This window comes from Natronococcus amylolyticus DSM 10524, from assembly GCF_000337675.1.
Lineage (GTDB): Archaea > Halobacteriota > Halobacteria > Halobacteriales > Natrialbaceae > Natronococcus > Natronococcus amylolyticus.
In genome coordinates, this window is record NZ_AOIB01000005.1 from 1 (window position 1) to 16,371 (window position 16,371).

18 protein-coding genes, 1 tRNA gene and 1 pseudogene are annotated in these 16,371 nt (G+C 65.7%); 14 read left to right on the forward strand and 6 right to left on the reverse strand.

The genetic code is table 11. From position 1 onward, the window contains the following. A pseudogene (locus C491_RS00535) lies at positions 1-407 on the forward strand (NAD(P)/FAD-dependent oxidoreductase); the annotation flags it as partial. A gap of 82 nt (positions 408-489) precedes the next feature. Beyond that, a complete protein-coding gene (locus C491_RS00540) occupies positions 490-942 on the forward strand; it encodes an Hsp20/alpha crystallin family protein (protein ID WP_005552953.1) in 453 nt (150 codons plus the stop codon). A 224-nt stretch (positions 943-1,166) separates the two neighbouring features. On the opposite strand, the gene C491_RS00545 is transcribed toward C491_RS00540, so the two are convergent. Together C491_RS00545 and C491_RS00550 are read right to left on the reverse strand one after the other, a co-directional pair. Beyond that, positions 1,167-2,450 carry an RNB domain-containing ribonuclease gene (locus tag C491_RS00545; RefSeq protein ID WP_005552955.1) on the reverse strand — a complete coding sequence of 428 codons (1,284 nt, stop codon included), beginning with the start codon at positions 2,448-2,450 and terminating at the stop codon, positions 1,167-1,169. A gap of 49 nt (positions 2,451-2,499) precedes the next feature. Continuing rightward, on the reverse strand, positions 2,500-2,793 hold the full coding sequence (locus C491_RS00550; RefSeq protein ID WP_005552956.1) for a DUF7562 family protein: 294 nt from the start codon (positions 2,791-2,793) through the stop codon (positions 2,500-2,502). Between the two features lie 123 nt (positions 2,794-2,916). Here C491_RS00550 and C491_RS00555 point away from each other — a divergent pair, with 123 nt between their 5' ends. Further along, positions 2,917-3,396 carry an RNA-binding protein gene (locus C491_RS00555; RefSeq protein ID WP_005552959.1) on the forward strand — a complete coding sequence of 160 codons (480 nt, stop codon included), beginning with the start codon at positions 2,917-2,919 and terminating at the stop codon, positions 3,394-3,396. Here C491_RS00555 and C491_RS00560 read toward each other — a convergent pair. From C491_RS00560 to C491_RS00570, 3 genes are read right to left on the reverse strand one after another with little or no spacing between them, the layout of a single operon-like run. Then, positions 3,393-3,857, reverse strand: a complete 465-nt coding sequence (locus C491_RS00560) for a pyridoxamine 5'-phosphate oxidase family protein (RefSeq protein ID WP_005552960.1) — start codon at positions 3,855-3,857, stop codon at positions 3,393-3,395. The two genes, C491_RS00555 and C491_RS00560, sit on opposite strands and share 4 nt — an antisense overlap. Before the next feature lie 3 nt (positions 3,858-3,860). Further along, the gene (locus C491_RS00565) at positions 3,861-4,610 is read right to left on the reverse strand and encodes a DUF1028 domain-containing protein (protein WP_005552962.1); all 750 of its coding nucleotides are present in this window, start codon (positions 4,608-4,610) and stop codon (positions 3,861-3,863) included. A 52-nt stretch (positions 4,611-4,662) separates the two neighbouring features. Next, positions 4,663-6,180, reverse strand: a complete 1,518-nt coding sequence (locus tag C491_RS00570; protein WP_005552963.1) for a S8 family serine peptidase — start codon at positions 6,178-6,180, stop codon at positions 4,663-4,665. A gap of 169 nt (positions 6,181-6,349) precedes the next feature. On the opposite strand from C491_RS00570, the gene C491_RS00575 reads away from it, so the two are divergent. From C491_RS00575 to C491_RS00600, 6 genes are all read left to right on the forward strand, one after another. Beyond that, complete coding sequence (locus C491_RS00575) at positions 6,350-6,718, forward strand: cell division protein SepF (protein ID WP_005552964.1); 369 nt, start codon at positions 6,350-6,352, stop codon at positions 6,716-6,718. Between the two features lie 147 nt (positions 6,719-6,865). After that, positions 6,866-8,014 (forward strand): citrate synthase, encoded by a 1,149-nt coding sequence (gene citZ / locus C491_RS00580; RefSeq protein ID WP_005552965.1) that lies wholly within the window; start codon positions 6,866-6,868, stop codon positions 8,012-8,014. 78 nt (positions 8,015-8,092) lie between these two features. Next, positions 8,093-8,530: a gamma-glutamylcyclotransferase family protein gene (locus C491_RS00585; protein WP_005552966.1), complete on the forward strand. Its 438-nt coding sequence runs from the start codon at positions 8,093-8,095 to the stop codon at positions 8,528-8,530. A 246-nt stretch (positions 8,531-8,776) separates the two neighbouring features. After that, complete coding sequence (ilvA, locus tag C491_RS00590; RefSeq protein WP_005552967.1) at positions 8,777-9,988, forward strand: threonine ammonia-lyase; 1,212 nt, start codon at positions 8,777-8,779, stop codon at positions 9,986-9,988. A 47-nt stretch (positions 9,989-10,035) separates the two neighbouring features. After that, positions 10,036-10,281, forward strand: coding sequence for a hypothetical protein (locus C491_RS00595; protein WP_005552968.1), 246 nt, complete (start codon positions 10,036-10,038; stop codon positions 10,279-10,281). A gap of 47 nt (positions 10,282-10,328) precedes the next feature. Further along, positions 10,329-10,409 (forward strand) — tRNA-Ser (locus C491_RS00600). A 225-nt stretch (positions 10,410-10,634) separates the two neighbouring features. Here the strand turns inward: C491_RS00600 and C491_RS23925 are convergent. Further along, a complete protein-coding gene (locus C491_RS23925; RefSeq protein ID WP_275040000.1) occupies positions 10,635-10,760 on the reverse strand; it encodes a hypothetical protein in 126 nt (41 codons plus the stop codon). 156 nt (positions 10,761-10,916) lie between these two features. Here C491_RS23925 and C491_RS00610 point away from each other — a divergent pair, with 156 nt between their 5' ends. From C491_RS00610 to C491_RS00625, 5 genes are all read left to right on the forward strand, one after another. Continuing rightward, the gene (locus C491_RS00610; RefSeq protein ID WP_005552970.1) at positions 10,917-11,672 is read left to right on the forward strand and encodes an SOS response-associated peptidase; all 756 of its coding nucleotides are present in this window, start codon (positions 10,917-10,919) and stop codon (positions 11,670-11,672) included. A gap of 200 nt (positions 11,673-11,872) precedes the next feature. Beyond that, positions 11,873-13,540 (forward strand): thermosome subunit beta, encoded by a 1,668-nt coding sequence (gene thsB / locus C491_RS00615; RefSeq protein ID WP_049891357.1) that lies wholly within the window; start codon positions 11,873-11,875, stop codon positions 13,538-13,540. A 130-nt stretch (positions 13,541-13,670) separates the two neighbouring features. Beyond that, positions 13,671-14,156, forward strand: a complete 486-nt coding sequence (locus C491_RS00620) for a methyltransferase family protein (RefSeq protein WP_005552973.1) — start codon at positions 13,671-13,673, stop codon at positions 14,154-14,156. Positions 14,157-14,204: 48 nt separating this feature from the next. After that, positions 14,205-14,345 (forward strand): hypothetical protein, encoded by a 141-nt coding sequence (locus tag C491_RS23065; RefSeq protein ID WP_005552975.1) that lies wholly within the window; start codon positions 14,205-14,207, stop codon positions 14,343-14,345. 76 nt (positions 14,346-14,421) lie between these two features. After that, positions 14,422-16,350 (forward strand): ABC transporter ATP-binding protein, encoded by a 1,929-nt coding sequence (locus C491_RS00625; protein WP_005552977.1) that lies wholly within the window; start codon positions 14,422-14,424, stop codon positions 16,348-16,350. Positions 16,351-16,371 lie beyond the last annotated feature (21 nt).

Genomic DNA, 16,371 nt, shown 5'->3' on the forward strand with positions numbered 1-16,371 from the left:
ACCACGTGATCTTCTCCGGGCTGGGAACGTACCCGTTCGCCCGCATCGGCCACACGCCCGAGACGGCAGCCGGGACGGAGATGAAGACGATTGTCGTCACCCGCGAGGCGAGCGACGACGGCGTGTTCAAAACGAAGGGTCACCCCGAGGGACGGGCGACGATTATCGTCGACGCCGAGGGCGGAACGGTGCTCGGATTTCAGGGGCTCCACCTCCACGCCGACGTGATGGCCAAAACGATGCAGATGCTCGTCGAGATGAAAGTCGACGTCCGCGAGGTGCCCAAGCGAGCCTACCACCCAACGACGCCCGAAATTCTGGACGGGCTGCTCCGGGAGGCCTGCGAGGAACTCGGCGACGAACAGGACTGCGTCGACGACACCGACGCCCGCGATCTGGCGCTGTAGCGGCGTGCTATCCCGGTTCTCGCAATCTTTATTATTAACTGTGGCCTATATATCTCGATCAGTTATGAGATCCTTTGATGAAATGAACCGCATGTTCCGCGAGATGGACCGCATGTTCGACCAGTTCCGCTCGAGCTGGGACGCGGAGTTCCCGGCCGACGATCGCGGGTTCGGCCAACCGGCGATCGAGGGGGCCGACGCCGCCGAGCCGACCGCGATGGATCACGGGGTAGCAAACCTGGAGGAGATGGACGGCGAGTACGTCTTCGTGATGGACCTGCCCGGCTTCGAGAAGGCGGACATCGACCTCTCCTTCCGGGACGGCGTGCTGTCGGTCCGGGCTCACGCCGACGCCGAGGAGGGATCGGAGAGCTACCGGGCGCGTCGTTCCCGACGGGTCGCCAGACAGGTCCCGATCGCGACGGCCGTCGACGATGAGGGGATCTCGGCGACGTACCACAACGGCGTCCTCGAGGTTCGACTCCCGATCGTCGACGACAAGCGCGAGGACGACCACCGGATCGAGATCGAGTGAGACAACAGGGGACGCTCCGTCCACTGGGAAGCGAGGTGACGTATCGGTGAACCGCAACGGGAAAACGGAGTCGTGGAGCGTGTGACAGGGATCCAGACTCCAGCCGTATTTATATGCTATCTAATAAAATAACTTGTCAGTTTCTCATTAGTTGAAACTCACCGATAGTCGCATCTCAAACCGCTCACGGCGATTGGAGGGCCGTTCCCGATGACGGGTGGAGGTTACTCGGGGTCGTCGACCACTTCGATTCCCCGGTTGTTGACCGCGGCGGGGTCGAGGCCGACCTCCTGGAGGAACTGTTTGTACTCGCGTTCACACTGCTCTGCGTCCTTCTGTTTGTCGCTGGCCCGATCGCAGAGTTCGATCAGGTTCTCCGGGACGTCGTTCTGGTAGACGATCCAGTGGTTGATCAGGTCCGACAGGCGACGGATAGGGCTGGTGAAGTGGCCGTAGATCTCGAAGTTCAGCGCGTGGTGGCCGCCGAAGGGGTCGTTCATGTACTTCGCGCGGGGCATCACCTTCATCACGGCCCACTGGATTTTGTCGAGCTGGCGACCGGGCGCCTCCTCGAGGGTGGCGTTGACCGCCTTCCGGGGATCGTCCCACTTGTCGCCGGGGATCGAGACACCTTCGAGATCCTGGATCTCTCGCAGGGCCTCCGACCACTCGTCGGGGCTGGGCTGGGGGTGAACCCGGTACATCGCCTCGACGCCGCGAGACCACATGAGCTCGTGCGTAACGGCCTTGTTGGCCTTCAGCATACACTCCTCGATGATGGTGTGGGCGCGGTCGCGGGCGGGGTTCAGGACGAGCGAGCCGTCCTCCTTGCGCTGTTCGTGCATTTGATCGGCGACCTCGTGGACGAGAACGTTCTCCTCGTGTAACGGCGCGTCGGGATCCTCGAGTCGATTCTCGGCCTGCGTGTAGGTGAGCCGTTCGTCGGACTGGATCACCGACTTGTAGATCTCGATGTTTTCGTAGCCGAGGTTCTCCTTGTCGAGGTGCATCTCGACGGTGTGGGCGAGCCGATCCTCGTTGGGGACGAGCGAACAGACCGTCTCCGCGAGGACGGGTGGGAGCATGTGGATGGTGTACCCCGGCAGGTAGACCGTGTTGGCGCGCTCGACGGCCTCCTCCCACATTTCGGAGTCGGGGTGGACGTAGTGGGTGACGTCGGCGATGTGGACCCAGAGGACGTACTCGTCCTCGCGCTCCTCGATCGAGAGCGCGTCGTCGAAGTCCTGGGCGTCGATCGGGTCGGTCGTCCACGTCGTCAGCTCCCGGAGGTCCTCGCGTTCGTCGACCTCGTCCTCGATCTCGGCCTGAACGCCCTCCGTTCGCTCGCGGGCCTCCTCGAGTACCGCCTCGGGGAACTCGTCGCGGATCTCGAACTTCTCGAACAGGTCCTCGCGCTTGTTCTCGAGGTGGCGCGCGACCTCCTCGGAGATTTCGACCGGGCCCTGGCCCTCGGCCGTACCGGCCTGGGCCTGTGCGTCGTCGCTCATGGGCTGGCCTACGAACGTCGGGGTCAAAGTCGTGTCGGGACGGGGACGTTCAGGACTCCTCCTCGAGTCGGCCGTCCGGGTTCTCGACGGCGGCGACGTACTGCGTGAGAAACGTTTCCCAGGGGTATTCCTCGTCCTCGAGTTCGACGAGCAGCGACTCGAGTCCCTCGCGTGGGAGGTGGCAGAGCTCGCCGTAACAGGGCTTACAGAGGTATTCGAAGCGCTTGTTCTCGCGGTCCCACCGGTCGCCGTACTTGTCGTACTCGCGGGCGCTCGAGCGCGGGATCTCGGATCCGCACGCGGGACAGACAACGGACGGATCGCGGTTCCGAGAGAACCACATACTATCGACCATCGCGTGAACCTACTTAGCGATTGGCACACCTGACGTTCGACCGGCGTCTCCACCGAGGCGGTCGGTCGCGGGAACGGGCGTTTTATACTCCGACCGATCCTCCCCCCGGGTATGCAGGTCAAGTCTCGCCACCACCTCCGCAGCGACGCCATCTCCGAGATCGAGGAGATGCTGTCGGCGCAGCTCGGCGTCTCCCCGGAGGGAGACACCTACGAACGCGTGGAGTTCGAGGAGAACGACTGGGAGGTCGTCCTGATCGACGGCGAACCGCAGGTCGCCTTTTTCGACGAGGAACCGTTCCTGACGGTCCGTGGCGCGAACGCGTACGATCCCGAAAAGCACGTGGTCACCGTCGACAGCGGCGCGATCTCCTTTGTGAGCGACGGGGCCGACGTGATGCGTCCCGGCATCACCGAGGCGACCGACGACATCTCGCCCGACGACCTCGTGTTGATCGCCGAGGAGTCCCACGGGAAGGTGCTGGCGGTCGGCCGGGCCCGCGTCGAGGGGTCGGAGATGGTCGGGAACGAGGGGAAGGTCATCGACTCGCTGCACCACGTCGGCGACGAACTCTACGAGTTCGCCGGCTAACCGCAGTCCTTCGGAGTCGGCGGTGCAGGATACGACTGGTCCCGCGCGACGACCGTCTCGGGTGTGAACTCGAGGAGGCGGTACGCGTCGGGATCGAGGTCGACGAACGCCGCGGGCCAGTTCTCGCGGCGCGTCCCCAGGTACTTCTCTAGCAGCCCTCCGGCCCGCTTCTCGTCGTACGGCTCGAGCGACGCCGTGCCCCGCATCCCGACGTGTTCGACCCGACCCGTCGCGGGGTCGAAGTCGACGACCGCGAGCGCGGTCTCGGGATCCTGCTGGACCCGATCCGGGTACGAGCGCCCCTCGAGCTGGGCGATGAGCCACACTCGTTGGTCCCCCCACAGGAACCACAGCGGGGAGACCCGGGGCCCGCTATCGGACCGCTGGGCCAGAAAACAGAACAGCGGTCGGGCCAGACACGCGTCGAGCTCGACCTCGAGCGCGTTCTCGATCAGCTCCACGGGTTACTCCGCGGCCTCCTCGAGGGAGTCCTCCTCGAAGGCGTCCGCGTACCGTTCCAGGGTGTCCTCGTAGCCCTCGAGTGCCAGCTCGTACGTCTCTCGCAGGTCCTCGATCGGCGACTCCGTCGCATCGACACGCAGGTCGTTGTACGACGGCGTGAACTCGTAGTCCTCGGTCGTCTCGACGACGACGGCCGCGCTCTGGATCGGGAGCTCCTCGCGTTTGTCACCGCCCTCGCCGTGGCCCGCCTCGAGGGCGTCGATCAGGCGCTTCGCGAGCGGGTCGGCGCCGACTCCTGCGCCCGCGGTCTCGTCGGTCGTCTCGTGAACCGCGCTCTCGGCGTAGGCGTCGGCAGTCGCCTCGAGCACCGACTCGCCGACGAGCAGGTTCCCGGCGACGGTGTAGTGATCGCCCTCGAGGTGGCCGAACCAGCCCTCGCAGTCCTCGCCCGAAAAGACGAACGTCGAGTCGGCGTCGACGCCGTGGAGCTGGCGCTGGGACGCGCCGTCGTCGGCGTTGAGCAAGGCCTCGAGCGCGTCGTCGACGGCGAGCCCGTCGTCGACGTACCGGATCCCGTCCCGTCCGAGGTCGACGTTGACCAGACTCTGGGTCGCGACGGCGCCGTTCTCGCTGACGAACGGACAGAGCGTACCGACCCCCGGCAGGCGGGTCGTGACCGCGACCCCGAACCGGTCGTGTGTCTCCCCGTCGGGCGTCTCGTACGCTTCGCGAACGCAGATGCTGAACGTCATAGTCGGGCACACGACTCGATCCGGCAAAAAACGGCTGTTTCCGGCAGGCTCGTCAGTAGTCGGTCGTCTCCGTCACCGCGGTTCCCGACTCGTCGACGGCGGTCAGGCGGACGGTATCGGGGTCGTCGCGCGAGCGCAATTCGTGCTCGCCGGCGGCGCTCGCACCGCCGACCGACGACGACTCGCTCTCGAGGACGTTCGAGTCCGCGAGCAGCTCGGTGGTGACCGACTCGAGGGCGCTGTCCTCGTGGGAGACCGCCCAGTCGACGTCGGCGTTCGACCACGGTCCGGAGCTGGACCGTTCGACGGCGAACGTGTCGATAACCGGGTCGGCGTCGGCCGGATCGTCGTCGTCCTCGTCGTCATCATCGTCGTCGCTGCCCTCGATGTCGAGGGCGTCGGCGACGTTCAGTCGACCCGCACCCTGCTCGTTGTCGTCGAGGCCGACGTCGTCGGCTGCGGCCGTCAGCTCCGCACGAACGTCTGCGGGGTCGGTGCCCGCCGCGATGAGCGTCGCGGCCGCGCCGGCCACGTGGGGCGACGACATCGACGTCCCGGAGAACTCGTCGTAGTCGTCCCGCGGGATCGTCGAGAGCACGTCGACGCCCGGCGCCGCGATGTCGACTTCGGGGCCGGTCGAGGAGAAGTCCGCGAGGTCGTCGTCTTCGTCGGTAGCAGAGACGGCGATGACCTCGTCGTAGGCGGCCGGGTAGCCGACGCAGTCAGTACACGGACCGTCGTTACCGGCGGCTGCAACCATCACGACCCCCCGTTCGTCGGCGTACTGGACCGCGTCCCTGACCACGTCGGAGTCGGTGTCGGAACCGAGGCTCATGTTCTGGACGTCGTGGCCCTGATCGGCGGACCACTGGATCCCCGCGGCGATGTCGTCGAGGGTACCACCGCCGTCGCACTGCAGCACCTTGACCGCGTGCAGCGTCGCGTCGGGTGCGACGCCCAGCACGCCGGTCCCGTCGTCTGCTGCGCCCGCGGTTCCCGCACAGTGGGTGCCATGGTCGTTGTCGTCGTCCCACTCCTCGAGACAGTCGTCGATATCGTTGCCCCCGCCGAATGGACCACCACCGCAGTCGGTCGTACACGCGGCGTCCTCCGTCGCGTACCCCTCGCCGAGGTTCGCTTCGAGGGTTTCGTGCTGGGCGTCGATCCCCGTATCGATGACCGCGACGCTGACGCCGTCGCCCGTCTCGCCCTCGTCGATCGCGAGGTCTGCATCGACCTGCTCGATACCGTAGGGCGTCTCCTGCTCGAGCGCCCACATCAGTCCGTTCGGCTCGACGTAGCGAACGTTCGGATTGTTCTCCAGGACCTCGACCGCGTTCTCCGAGAAGCGGCCCGACACTGCGCGACCGATCGAGCCGAAGTCGAGCTCCCGCCGAACCTCGTCGGCGGCCTCGCGAGCCTGCTCGAGTCCGCTGTCGGGCTCGACGCCGACGACGTACTCGTCGTCCCGGACGTCGGTCGCCGACGCCTGTCCGACGAGGGCCGTCCCGGCGATACCTGCGCCGACGCCGCGAAGAACCGTCCGTCGTGCGAAATCTTCACTGGGCATGTGTGTTCAAATCACATGATGATCGTACAGACCATAGTATAAATACTTGACTAGTAATATATGTAATGTATTCCCGGAAAGGATAGAGACGAACAGTTTCTGGAGCGGCGTCGGTCTACTGCGTCGTCTGACGCAAGAACTATACTGGCGGCCACGCAGGATATCGTCAATGGGATTCATGGATAAGATCGTCGGCACCGGTGGCCAGCCTACGACCACCACCGACGATTACGTCGAACTGGACCTCGGCGACATCTCGACCGAGTCGGCCGAGGCGCGGATGCAGGTTCGGATCGCCGAGATCAGCGGTCAGGCCGACGCGGTCGCCATCAAGGACGCCGTCTACGACGGCGACATCGTGTTCGCGGATATCACTCGGCTGCGGACCAACGACAGCACCGTCGAACACATCGTCGACGAGCTGCGACAGGTTGCCCACGAGGTCGACGGCGACATCGTCCGCAAGGGCGACGATCAGATCATCGTCACTCCCGCGGGCGTACGGATCAACCGAACGAAGCTGGGACAGGACTCCTGATCCCGGACCTCCACCAACCCCAATCCAACGTCTGTCGACAGACGTCGATTCCCTGTTCGACGAGTGTAATCTCTGACACGGCCGAGGGCCCCGTTCCCGGGGACTGCAAACGATAATACTTTTCCATTACTATACGAAAGCCCGAGTATGGTTGACGATCTCGAGAAAGGGCTGGAGGGAGTTCTGGTCGCAGAGTCCGGGCTCAGCTCGGTCGACGGTGATGCCGGACGCTTGATCTATCGTGGCTATTCGATCGAGGACCTCGCTCGCGGCGCGAGCTACGAGGAGGTCGTCTACCTCCTCTGGCACGGCGAACTCCCGACCGAAGACGAGCTGGAGTCGTTTACCGCGTCGCTGACCGAGGAGCGGTCGGTCGACGACGACGTTCTCGAGACGATCGAGCAGCTCGCCGACGCGGACGAACGACCGATGGCGGCGCTGCGGACGGCCGTGTCGATGCTCTCGGCGTACGAGCCCGAAGCCGACGCTGAGCCCGACGATCTCGAGGCGACGCGGCGACAGGGACGACGGATCACCGCCAAGATCCCGACGGTCCTCGCGGCGTTCGAGCGCTACCGCCTCGGCGAGGAGCCGGTCGATCCGGACCCTGACCTCGGACTCGCGGCCAACTTCCTCTACATGCTGACGGGCGAGGAACCCGACGAACTGGCCGCCGAGACGTTCGACCAGGCGCTGACGCTGCACGCCGACCACGGACTGAACGCCTCGACGTTCACCTCGATGGTCATCGGCTCGACGATGGCCGACATCTACAGCGCGGTCACCGGCGGCATCGGCGCCCTCTCCGGACCGCTCCACGGCGGCGCCAACCAGGACGTCATGGAGGTTCTCATGGAGATCGACGAGAGCGACCTCGACCACCGCGAGTGGATCGAACAGGCGATCGACGAGGGACGTCGCATCCCCGGCTACGGCCACCGCGTCTACAACGTCAAGGATCCGCGCGCGAAGATCCTCGAGGAGCGCAGCGAGGAGCTCGCCGAGCAGGGCGAGCGCAAGTGGTACGACTACACGACGACGATCGAGGAGTACCTGGTCGAGGAGCAGGGCCTCGCCGAGAAGGGGATCGCGCCCAACGTCGACTTCTACTCCGGCTCGGTCTACTACCAGCTCGGGATCCCGATCGATCTCTACACCCCCATCTTCGCGATGAGCCGCACCCCCGGCTGGATCGCCCACGTCGTCGAGTACCAGGAGGACAACCGCCTTATCCGCCCGCGCGCCCGGTACACGGGCCCCGAGGATCAGGAGTTCGTCCCCCTCGAGGAGCGGTAGGCCGACCGGTCGGCCGAACGATCTACCGTTCGAAGAAAACCGGCGCTACTTTTTGCGACGCGCGAGAGTGACCGGTTCATGGCAACGACGCGTACGGCTGAGACGGTGTTCGTCTACGGAACGCTGACCGACCCCGATCGGGTCGAAGCCGTTCTCAGGAGCGTCCCGAACGCGGAGTACGAGCTCGGCTCGACGGCCGTCCTCGAGGGGCTTCACCGGGTCGAGGGCGAGTACCCGACGCTGGCGCCCGGCGATCGCATCGAGGGTCGACTCCTCTCGGTCGACGAGCGCGGGCTCGAGGCCCTCGACCGATACGAGGGTGTCGACCGGGGACTGTACGAGCGGATCCCGGTGTCACGCGAGGATCCGGACGCCGAGGGAGTCTGGGTCTACGTCGGCGACCCGGACCGACTCGGGGTCGCCGAACGGGTCGACTGGCCCGACGGCTCCTCGCTCGAGGACCGGATTCGAACGTACGTTTCGAACCGGGATGTCGTGATACGAACGAGCGAATGACGGACGTCGGTCCAGCGTCTGACGGCCGATAGACCGCGGCGCCCTCTTGCGGTTTCACTTCCGCTCCGGGTGCATGGGTTTTATGGTGTTTCCACCCGCGACTACAGTCGCAGGTCACACGCCGTGCAATCCTGTATTCCCTGTCGTGTTGCCCCACCGGCAACACAGACTATCGGGTCGAGGGGGTAGCCGATACACCTATTCCCGATAGTAAATCCTTACAGTACGTGCCCACTACTCGAGCGTATGCTTCAGTTATCGGATATTCTCGAGGCGGAAGATCGGGTTCGCGAAACCTCCAGACGGACGCCGTTGCAGTACTCGTACACCTACTCGTCGATGACCGACGCCGAGGTCCACCTGAAACTCGAGAACAGCCAGCGGACGGGCGCGTTCAAGATCCGCGGGGCGACCAACCGGATCGCGACGCTGTCGCCCTCGGAGAAGGAAGCGGGCGTCGTCACCGCCAGCGCGGGCAACCACGCCCAGGGAGTCGCGCTCGCCGCGACCCGGGCCGGTGTCGACGCGACGATCGTCATGCCCCAGCACGCCCCAATCTCGAAGGTCAAGGCGACCAGAAACTACGGCGCCGAGGTCGTCCTCGAGGGGACCGACTACAGCGAGGCCGCCGACCGAGCCCACGAGATCGAACGCGAGGAGGGCCGCACCTACCTCCACGCCTTCGACGACGAGGACGTGATGGCCGGCCAGGGGACGATCGGCCTCGAGATTCTCGAGGACTGTCCCGACGTCGACACCGTCGTCGTCCCGATCGGCGGGGGCGGGCTCATCAGCGGGATCGCGACGGCGGTCAAGGGAAAGAAACCCGACGCGCGCGTTATCGGCGTCCAGGCCGAGGGCGCCTCCAGCGCCGCCCCCTCCCTCGAGAAAGGCGAGCGGGTTTCGCTGGACGGCGTGGACACGATTGCGGACGGGATCGCCACCCGCAGCGTCGGCGAACGGACGTTCCCCTACATCCAGGAGCGGGTCGACGAGGTCGTCACGGTCTCCGATCCCGAAATCGCGATGGCGATCGTCCACCTGCTCGAGCGATCGAAGACGGTAGTCGAAGGGGCGGGTGCGGTGCCGCTTGCGGCCGTCCTCTTCGAGAAGTTCGACTACGACGAGGGCGAGACGATCGTCCCCGCGCTGTGTGGCGGCAACATCGACCTCAACACCCTCAGCAACGTCATCGTCCGCGGGCTGGTCGAGACGGGCCGGTATCTCAAGATTCGGACGGTACTGAAGGATCGCCCCGGCTCGCTCGAGGAGCTACTGGCGATCCTGACCGCCCACCAGGCGAACATCTACGCGATCCACCACGACCGGACCTCGAGAGACGTCGAGATGAGCGACACTGAAGTCGAGATCGAACTCGAGATGCGGGGCACCGATCACGTCGAGCGGTTCCTCGCGGATCTGCGCGACGAGGGCTACGAGGTCGACGTCCTCGCGTAGGATCGAACGGGGTAAGGGCGACGCGACGGACGCTCGAGTGAGAACCGATGATGGGCTCCTCGACCAACGGCTTCTTCGGCCTCTCACGGCGGGCCAAGTCAGCGCTGCTGTGGGGTCTCGTCGGCGCGCTCTCCTTTCTGGTGCTCGTCCAGGGGTACGCCCTGTTCGTCGAACGGCTCGTGACGATGGCCCAGGGTGCGCTCGTGGCCGTCCTCGTCGGGATCGGCGCGGGGATCGGCAGCTATCTGCTCGAGCACCGCATCGTCGCCTGGACGACTCGCCGCACGGAGTGACCGCGTCTCGTAACAGTTAAACGACGGACGCGGTTAGGATAACCCGAGCCAGGATGGCCGAACGGTAAGGCGCACGCCTGGAAAGCGTGTTCCCTTTGGGATTCTGGGTTCAAATCCCAGTCCTGGCGTTTTTCGCGTTTCACACCGACGAGCGGGGCGTAGCGACGCGAGTCAATCGACCGCGAAAAACGACAACGAAGGGATTTGAATCAGAGAGGTCGCGCGCAACGAAGTGAGCACGTCCGACCGTGGTTCAAATCCCAGTCCTGGCGTATTCTGCCGCGAGCAAACCCTCGAGCGACAGCAGCCCGACCGCTCTGCTCTCGAGACCCCTCTCGAGTCACGATCGGGCGCTACTGCTCGATTTCGACCGGGCTGTCGCAGGCGATCCAGCGGTCCGGATCCGAACACTCGCGGACCTCGAAGAACCCGTCCTCGCTGAACCGTGCCTCGTACTCCGACTTCTCGTTCGCTCCCATACCCGCCTCGAGCACGAGGGTCGTGATGAGTACGAGGGACGTACCGAGTTCGAACGTCGGGAAAGCGACGCTTGGGCGACCGTTTCGCCCGGCGGAACGATCGCCGACCGAGCCTCGAGCGGGGCGTATTTGCCCGTTCGACACGTAATCGCTCGTATGTGCGGCCGCTACACGCTGTTCGTCGACCGAGAGGAGCTCGAGGAGCGCTTCGACGCCCGCTTCCCCGACTCGGAGTCTCCGTTCGAGCCGCGGTACAACGCGGCGCCGGGCCAGGAGCTGCCGGTGATCACGAACGAGGAACCCGAGGAGTTCCGCCGGCTCGAGTGGGGGCTGATCCCGTCGTGGGCCGACGACGACAGCGGCGGGCTCATCAACGCACGCGCGGAGACGGTCGACGAGAAGCCGAGCTTTCGGGCGGCCTACGAGTCCCGGCGGTGTCTCGTCCCGGCCGACGGGTTCTACGAGTGGGTCGAGACGGAGGAGGATGAGCGAATCGGAGATTCGCGATCCTCGTCGGATCTCCGATCTGACGGTGGGCAACAGCCCTACCGGGTCGCCTTCGAGGACGACCGTCCGTTCGCGATGGCGGGACTGTGGGAACGCTGGGAGCCCGAGACGACCCAGTCCGGGTTGGACGCGTTCGGCGGCGGCCTCGAGGGCGGGGCCGACGAGGGACCCCTCGAGACGTTTACCATCCTGACGACCGAGCCGAACGACCTGGTCGCACGGCTGCACCACCGGATGGCGGTGATTCTCGAGCCCGGCCGGGAGCGGGAGTGGCTGACCGCCGACGATCCACGGTCGTGTCTGCAGCCGTATCCGGGCGACGACCTGCGAGCCTACCCGGTGTCGACGGCGGTCAACGACCCGAGCACGGACGAGCCGTCGCTGGTCGAACCGGTCGACCCGTGAGACTGGCACGGAAGCACTTAAATATAGCCAAGGTATCGGACCGCTCCGGCGTCGGTAGCTGTGATATTCTGTCGCACGACTCGGCTCCATCCCTCCGCAGTACCGTGTTTTTGGCCGTCATGCCGGAAACGACCCGAGCGCACTACGACGATCAATAGCGATGCTTTTATGTAGAAGGACAATCAATGAATCGGCTGACTATGAGCCAGCGAATGCAGCAGGGACAGCCGATGATCGTGATGAGCGAGGACTCCCAGCGCGTCAAGGACCAGGACGCGCAGGACTACAACATTCGTGCCGCTCGAGCGGTCGCCGAGGCCGTTCGCTCGACGCTCGGTCCGAAGGGGATGGACAAGATGCTCGTCGACTCGATGGGGTCGGTAACGATCACCAACGACGGCGTCACCATCCTCCGGGAGATGGACATCGACAACCCGACGGCCGAGATGATCATCGAGGTCGCCGAGACACAGGAAGACGAGGCCGGCGACGGCACGACCACCGCGGTCGCGATCGCGGGTGAGCTCCTCAAGAACGCCGAGGACCTCCTCGAGCAGGATATCCATCCGACGGCGATCATCAAGGGCTTCCACCTCGCGAGCGAGCAGGCCCGCGAGGAGATCGACGATATCGCCACCGAGGTCGACACCAGCGACGAGGAGCTCCTGCGCTCGGTCGCCGAGACCTCGATGACCGGGAAGGGCACCGAGGTCAACAAGGAGCACCTCGCCCAGCTCATCATCGACGCGATCAGCCAGGTCACCGTCGAGAACGACGAGGGGGACAACGTCGTCGACCTCGAGTTCCTCAACATCGAGACCCAGACCGGCCGCAGCGCCGGCGAGTCCGACCTGCTCGAGGGCGGCATCGTGGACAAGGACCCCGTCCACGACAACATGCCGACCGAGGCGGAAGACGCCGACATCCTCCTGCTGAACACGCCGATCGAGGTCGACGAGGCCGACGTCGACACCGAGGTCTCCGTCACCGACCCCGACCAGCTCCAGAAGTTCCTCGACCGCGAGGAGAAACAGCTCAAGGAGAAGGTCGAGCAGATCGCCGACCTCGGCGCCGACGTCGTCTTCTGCCAGAAGGGCATCGACGACCTCGCCCAGCACTACCTCGCGAAGGAGGGCATCCTCGCCGTCCGCCGCGCGAAGAAGTCCGACCTCGAGTTCCTCAAGGAGGTCGTCGGCGCGAACATCGTCTCCGACCTCGCGAACGCCACCAGCGACGACCTCGGCCACGGCGACGTCACCCGCGACGACGAGGACGAGCTGTTCTACGTCGAGGGCGAGGACGCCCACGGCGTCACGCTGCTGCTCCGGGGCTCGACCGACCACGTCGTCGACGAGCTCGAGCGCGGCGTCAACGACGCGCTCGACGTCGTCGCCCAGACCGTCTCCGACGGTCGCGTGCTGGCCGGCGGCGGCGCCATCGAGGTCGAGCTCGCCTCGCGGCTCCGTGACTACGCCGACAGCGTCTCCGGACGCGAGCAGCTGGCCGTCGAGGCCTTCGCCGACTCGCTCGAGCTCGTTCCCCGAGTTCTCGCCGAGAACGCGGGCCTCGACTCGATCGACACGCTCGTCGACCTGCGTGCGGCCCACGACGACGGCGACGTAACCGCCGGCCTGAACGTCCTCACGGGCGACGTCGAGGACACCTTCGACGCCGGCGTCGTCGAACCGGCTCACGCCAAGGACCAGGCCGTCACCTCCGCTGCCGAGGCCGCGAACCTCGTGCTCAAGATCGACGACATCATCTCCGCCGGCGACCTCTCGACCGACAAGGGCGGCGACGAAGAGGGCGCCCCCGGCGGCGGCATGGGCGGCATGGGCGGTATGGGTGGCATGGGCGGCGCGATGTGAAGTAGGCCGTCAGCGCCCCCTCACTCGTCCGAACCACGTACCGCTCGTCACCGATCACACTCCGATTTTTTCGAACGTATCACCGCCGAGGCGTCCATAGCGCTTTACGCTGGCGCGTCGAGGCGTCGCTATGGCATCGCCACGCGTCCTCCTGAAGACCGCCGCGTTCTCGGTCGTCGTTCCGGGTACCGTCGCGGGCCTCATCCCGAAGTTGCTGGCCCGGCGCGATCAGCTCGCGTTTCCGATTTCGGCGGGCGTCGCTCGAGCGACAGGTATCGGTTCTCTCCTCGCAGGTGTCCTCCTGTACCTCCACACCGCGTGGCGATTTTCCGAACACGAGGGGACGCCGTCACCGACCGATGAGCCGGAGGAGTTGGTGACGAGCGGTGTCTACAGCTACGTCCGGAACCCGATGTACGTCGCCGTTCTCCTGTGTCTCGGCGGACAGGCCCTGCTGTACCGATCGGTACTCGTTGCCTGGTGGGCCGCGGGCTGCTGGCTCGGCTTTCACAACCGCGTACTCGAGTACGAGGAGCCCCACCTGGCGGCGAAACACGGCGAGGTCTACGAGCGGTACCGGGAACGGGTGCCGCGGTGGGTTCCGCGGCGACCGTGAGGGGGCGGCAGGCCGGTGAACTATTGGGCTCGACGGACTACAACGAGTATGGCATATCAGACGACGATCGGCTGGTCGCTGTTCTCCTCGGGTATCGTCACGCTCATCCTCAAGGTCATGCCCGGTGACTCGCTCTGGTGGGGGCTGCTGTTGCTCGCGCTTGGGGCCGTTATCCTCTATATCCGCTGACGTTCGGGTGAGCGTGGCACGTCACCACGAGTCGAACCGGTGAACGTTTACGATTCGAAACAGTAGCGGGTCGTCAGTGAGTACCCACGACGACGAGACCCCGTTCGACGCCTACCGAGAGGCGGTCGATCGCCCCCTCTCGCGGCTCTTTCGCGAGTACGCCCCCGGCCGTCTGGGCTGGTTCTCGGCGGGGATGTTCGCCAACTTCGTCGCGCGGATGGCGAGCCTCGTACCGCCGCTGATCCTCGGCGTCGCCATCGACGCGATCTTCCTCGATGCCGGGCCGTTCGAACTGCCGATCGTCCCCGACGCCTGGCTGCCGACCGAGAGCGCCGAGCAGTTCTGGTTTACGGTCGTCGCTATCGCCGGCTCGTTTCTCGTCGTCGCCGTCTTCACCTGGATCTACGGCGTCACGGCCAACCTGTTCGCTCACGACGTGATGCACGCCGTCCGGGTCGAGAGCTTCGAGAAGATGCAGCGCCTCGACACGGCCTTCTTCGACGAGAAACAGACCGGCGAGGTCATGGCCGTGCTGAACAACGACACGCAGAACCTCGAGCGATTTCTGGACGACGCGCTGATGAACTCGGCGCGACTGCTGGTGATGGTCGGCGGCATCGCCGCCGTGCTCTTCTACCTCAACTGGCAGCTAGCGTTCGTGACGCTGTTTGCGATCCCCGCGATGGTCGCCTTCACGATCTGGTTCATGCGAGCCGCCGAACCCCGCTACGTCAGCCAGCGTTCGGCTGTCGGTCGGCTTAACACCCGCCTCGAGAACGCGATTTCGGGGATGGGCTTGACGAAGGCGACCTCGAGCGAGGCCCACGAGGTCGATCGCGTGCGCCGGTCCTCGCGGAACTTCTTCGATCGGACGATGGCCGTATTGAAATTGAGCTACGTCTACCGGCCGGGAATGGAGCTGCTCGCGGGGATCGCCTTCGCTGGGACCTTCCTCGTCGGCGGGCTCTGGCTCACGACCGGGACCGCGCCCGGCCCGCTGACGGGAACGCTCTCGGTCGGCGACTTCGTCGTCTTCCTCTTTCTGACCCAGCGGATCGTCGACCCGCTCGCGGAGGTGTCGAACATCGTCGACCAGTACGAGAACGCCAAGGCCTCGAGCGAGCGAGTGTTCGGGCTGATGGACATCCCGGTCCACGTCGCCGATCCCGAGGAACCGGTCGCCCTCGAGCCCGTGAAGGGCAGGGTCGCGTACGACGACGTCTCCTTCAGCTACGCCGATACCGAGCACGCCGACGCGGACGGAGATTCGGACGCTGCGTTCGAGGAACCCGTCCTCGAGGACGTCTCCTTCGAGGCCGAGCCGGGCCAGACGGTGGCGTTCGTCGGCCCGACCGGGGCCGGGAAGTCGACGCTGCTGAAACTCCTGTTGCGGCTCTACGACGTCCAGGAGGGGTCGGTGCGGATCGACGGCCACGACGTTCGCGACGTCGCGCTCGCCGATCTGCGGTCGGCCGTCGGCTACGTCAGCCAGGACACGTTCCTCTTCGACGGCACGATCGCCGAGAACGTTCGGTACGGTCACTTCGAGGCGTCCGACGACGCGGTTCGGGACGCAGCGAGGGCAGCGCAAGCCCACGAGTTCATCGCCGAGCTTCCCGAGGGGTACGAGACCCGCGTCGGTGAGCGCGGCATCAAGCTCTCGGGCGGCCAGCGTCAGCGGATCGCGCTCGCCCGGGCCGTGCTCGCCGATCCCGAGGTGCTCATCCTCGACGAGGCGACCAGCGCCGTCGACACGAAGACCGAACTCGAGATCCAGCGGTCGATCGACCGGCTCACCGAGGATCGGACGACGCTGGCGATCGCACACCGCTTATCGACGATCAAGGACGCCGACCTGATCCTCGTCCTCGAGGACGGCTGGGTCGTCGAACGGGGAGCGCACGAGGAGCTCCTCGAGCGGGACGGGACGTACGCCCGACTGTGGGCGGCCCAGGCGGGCGACCGCGAGCGAGCGGCCGAGGCGCTGCTCGAGAGCGATGACTGAGAGCTCGGACGAGAAAGGCGG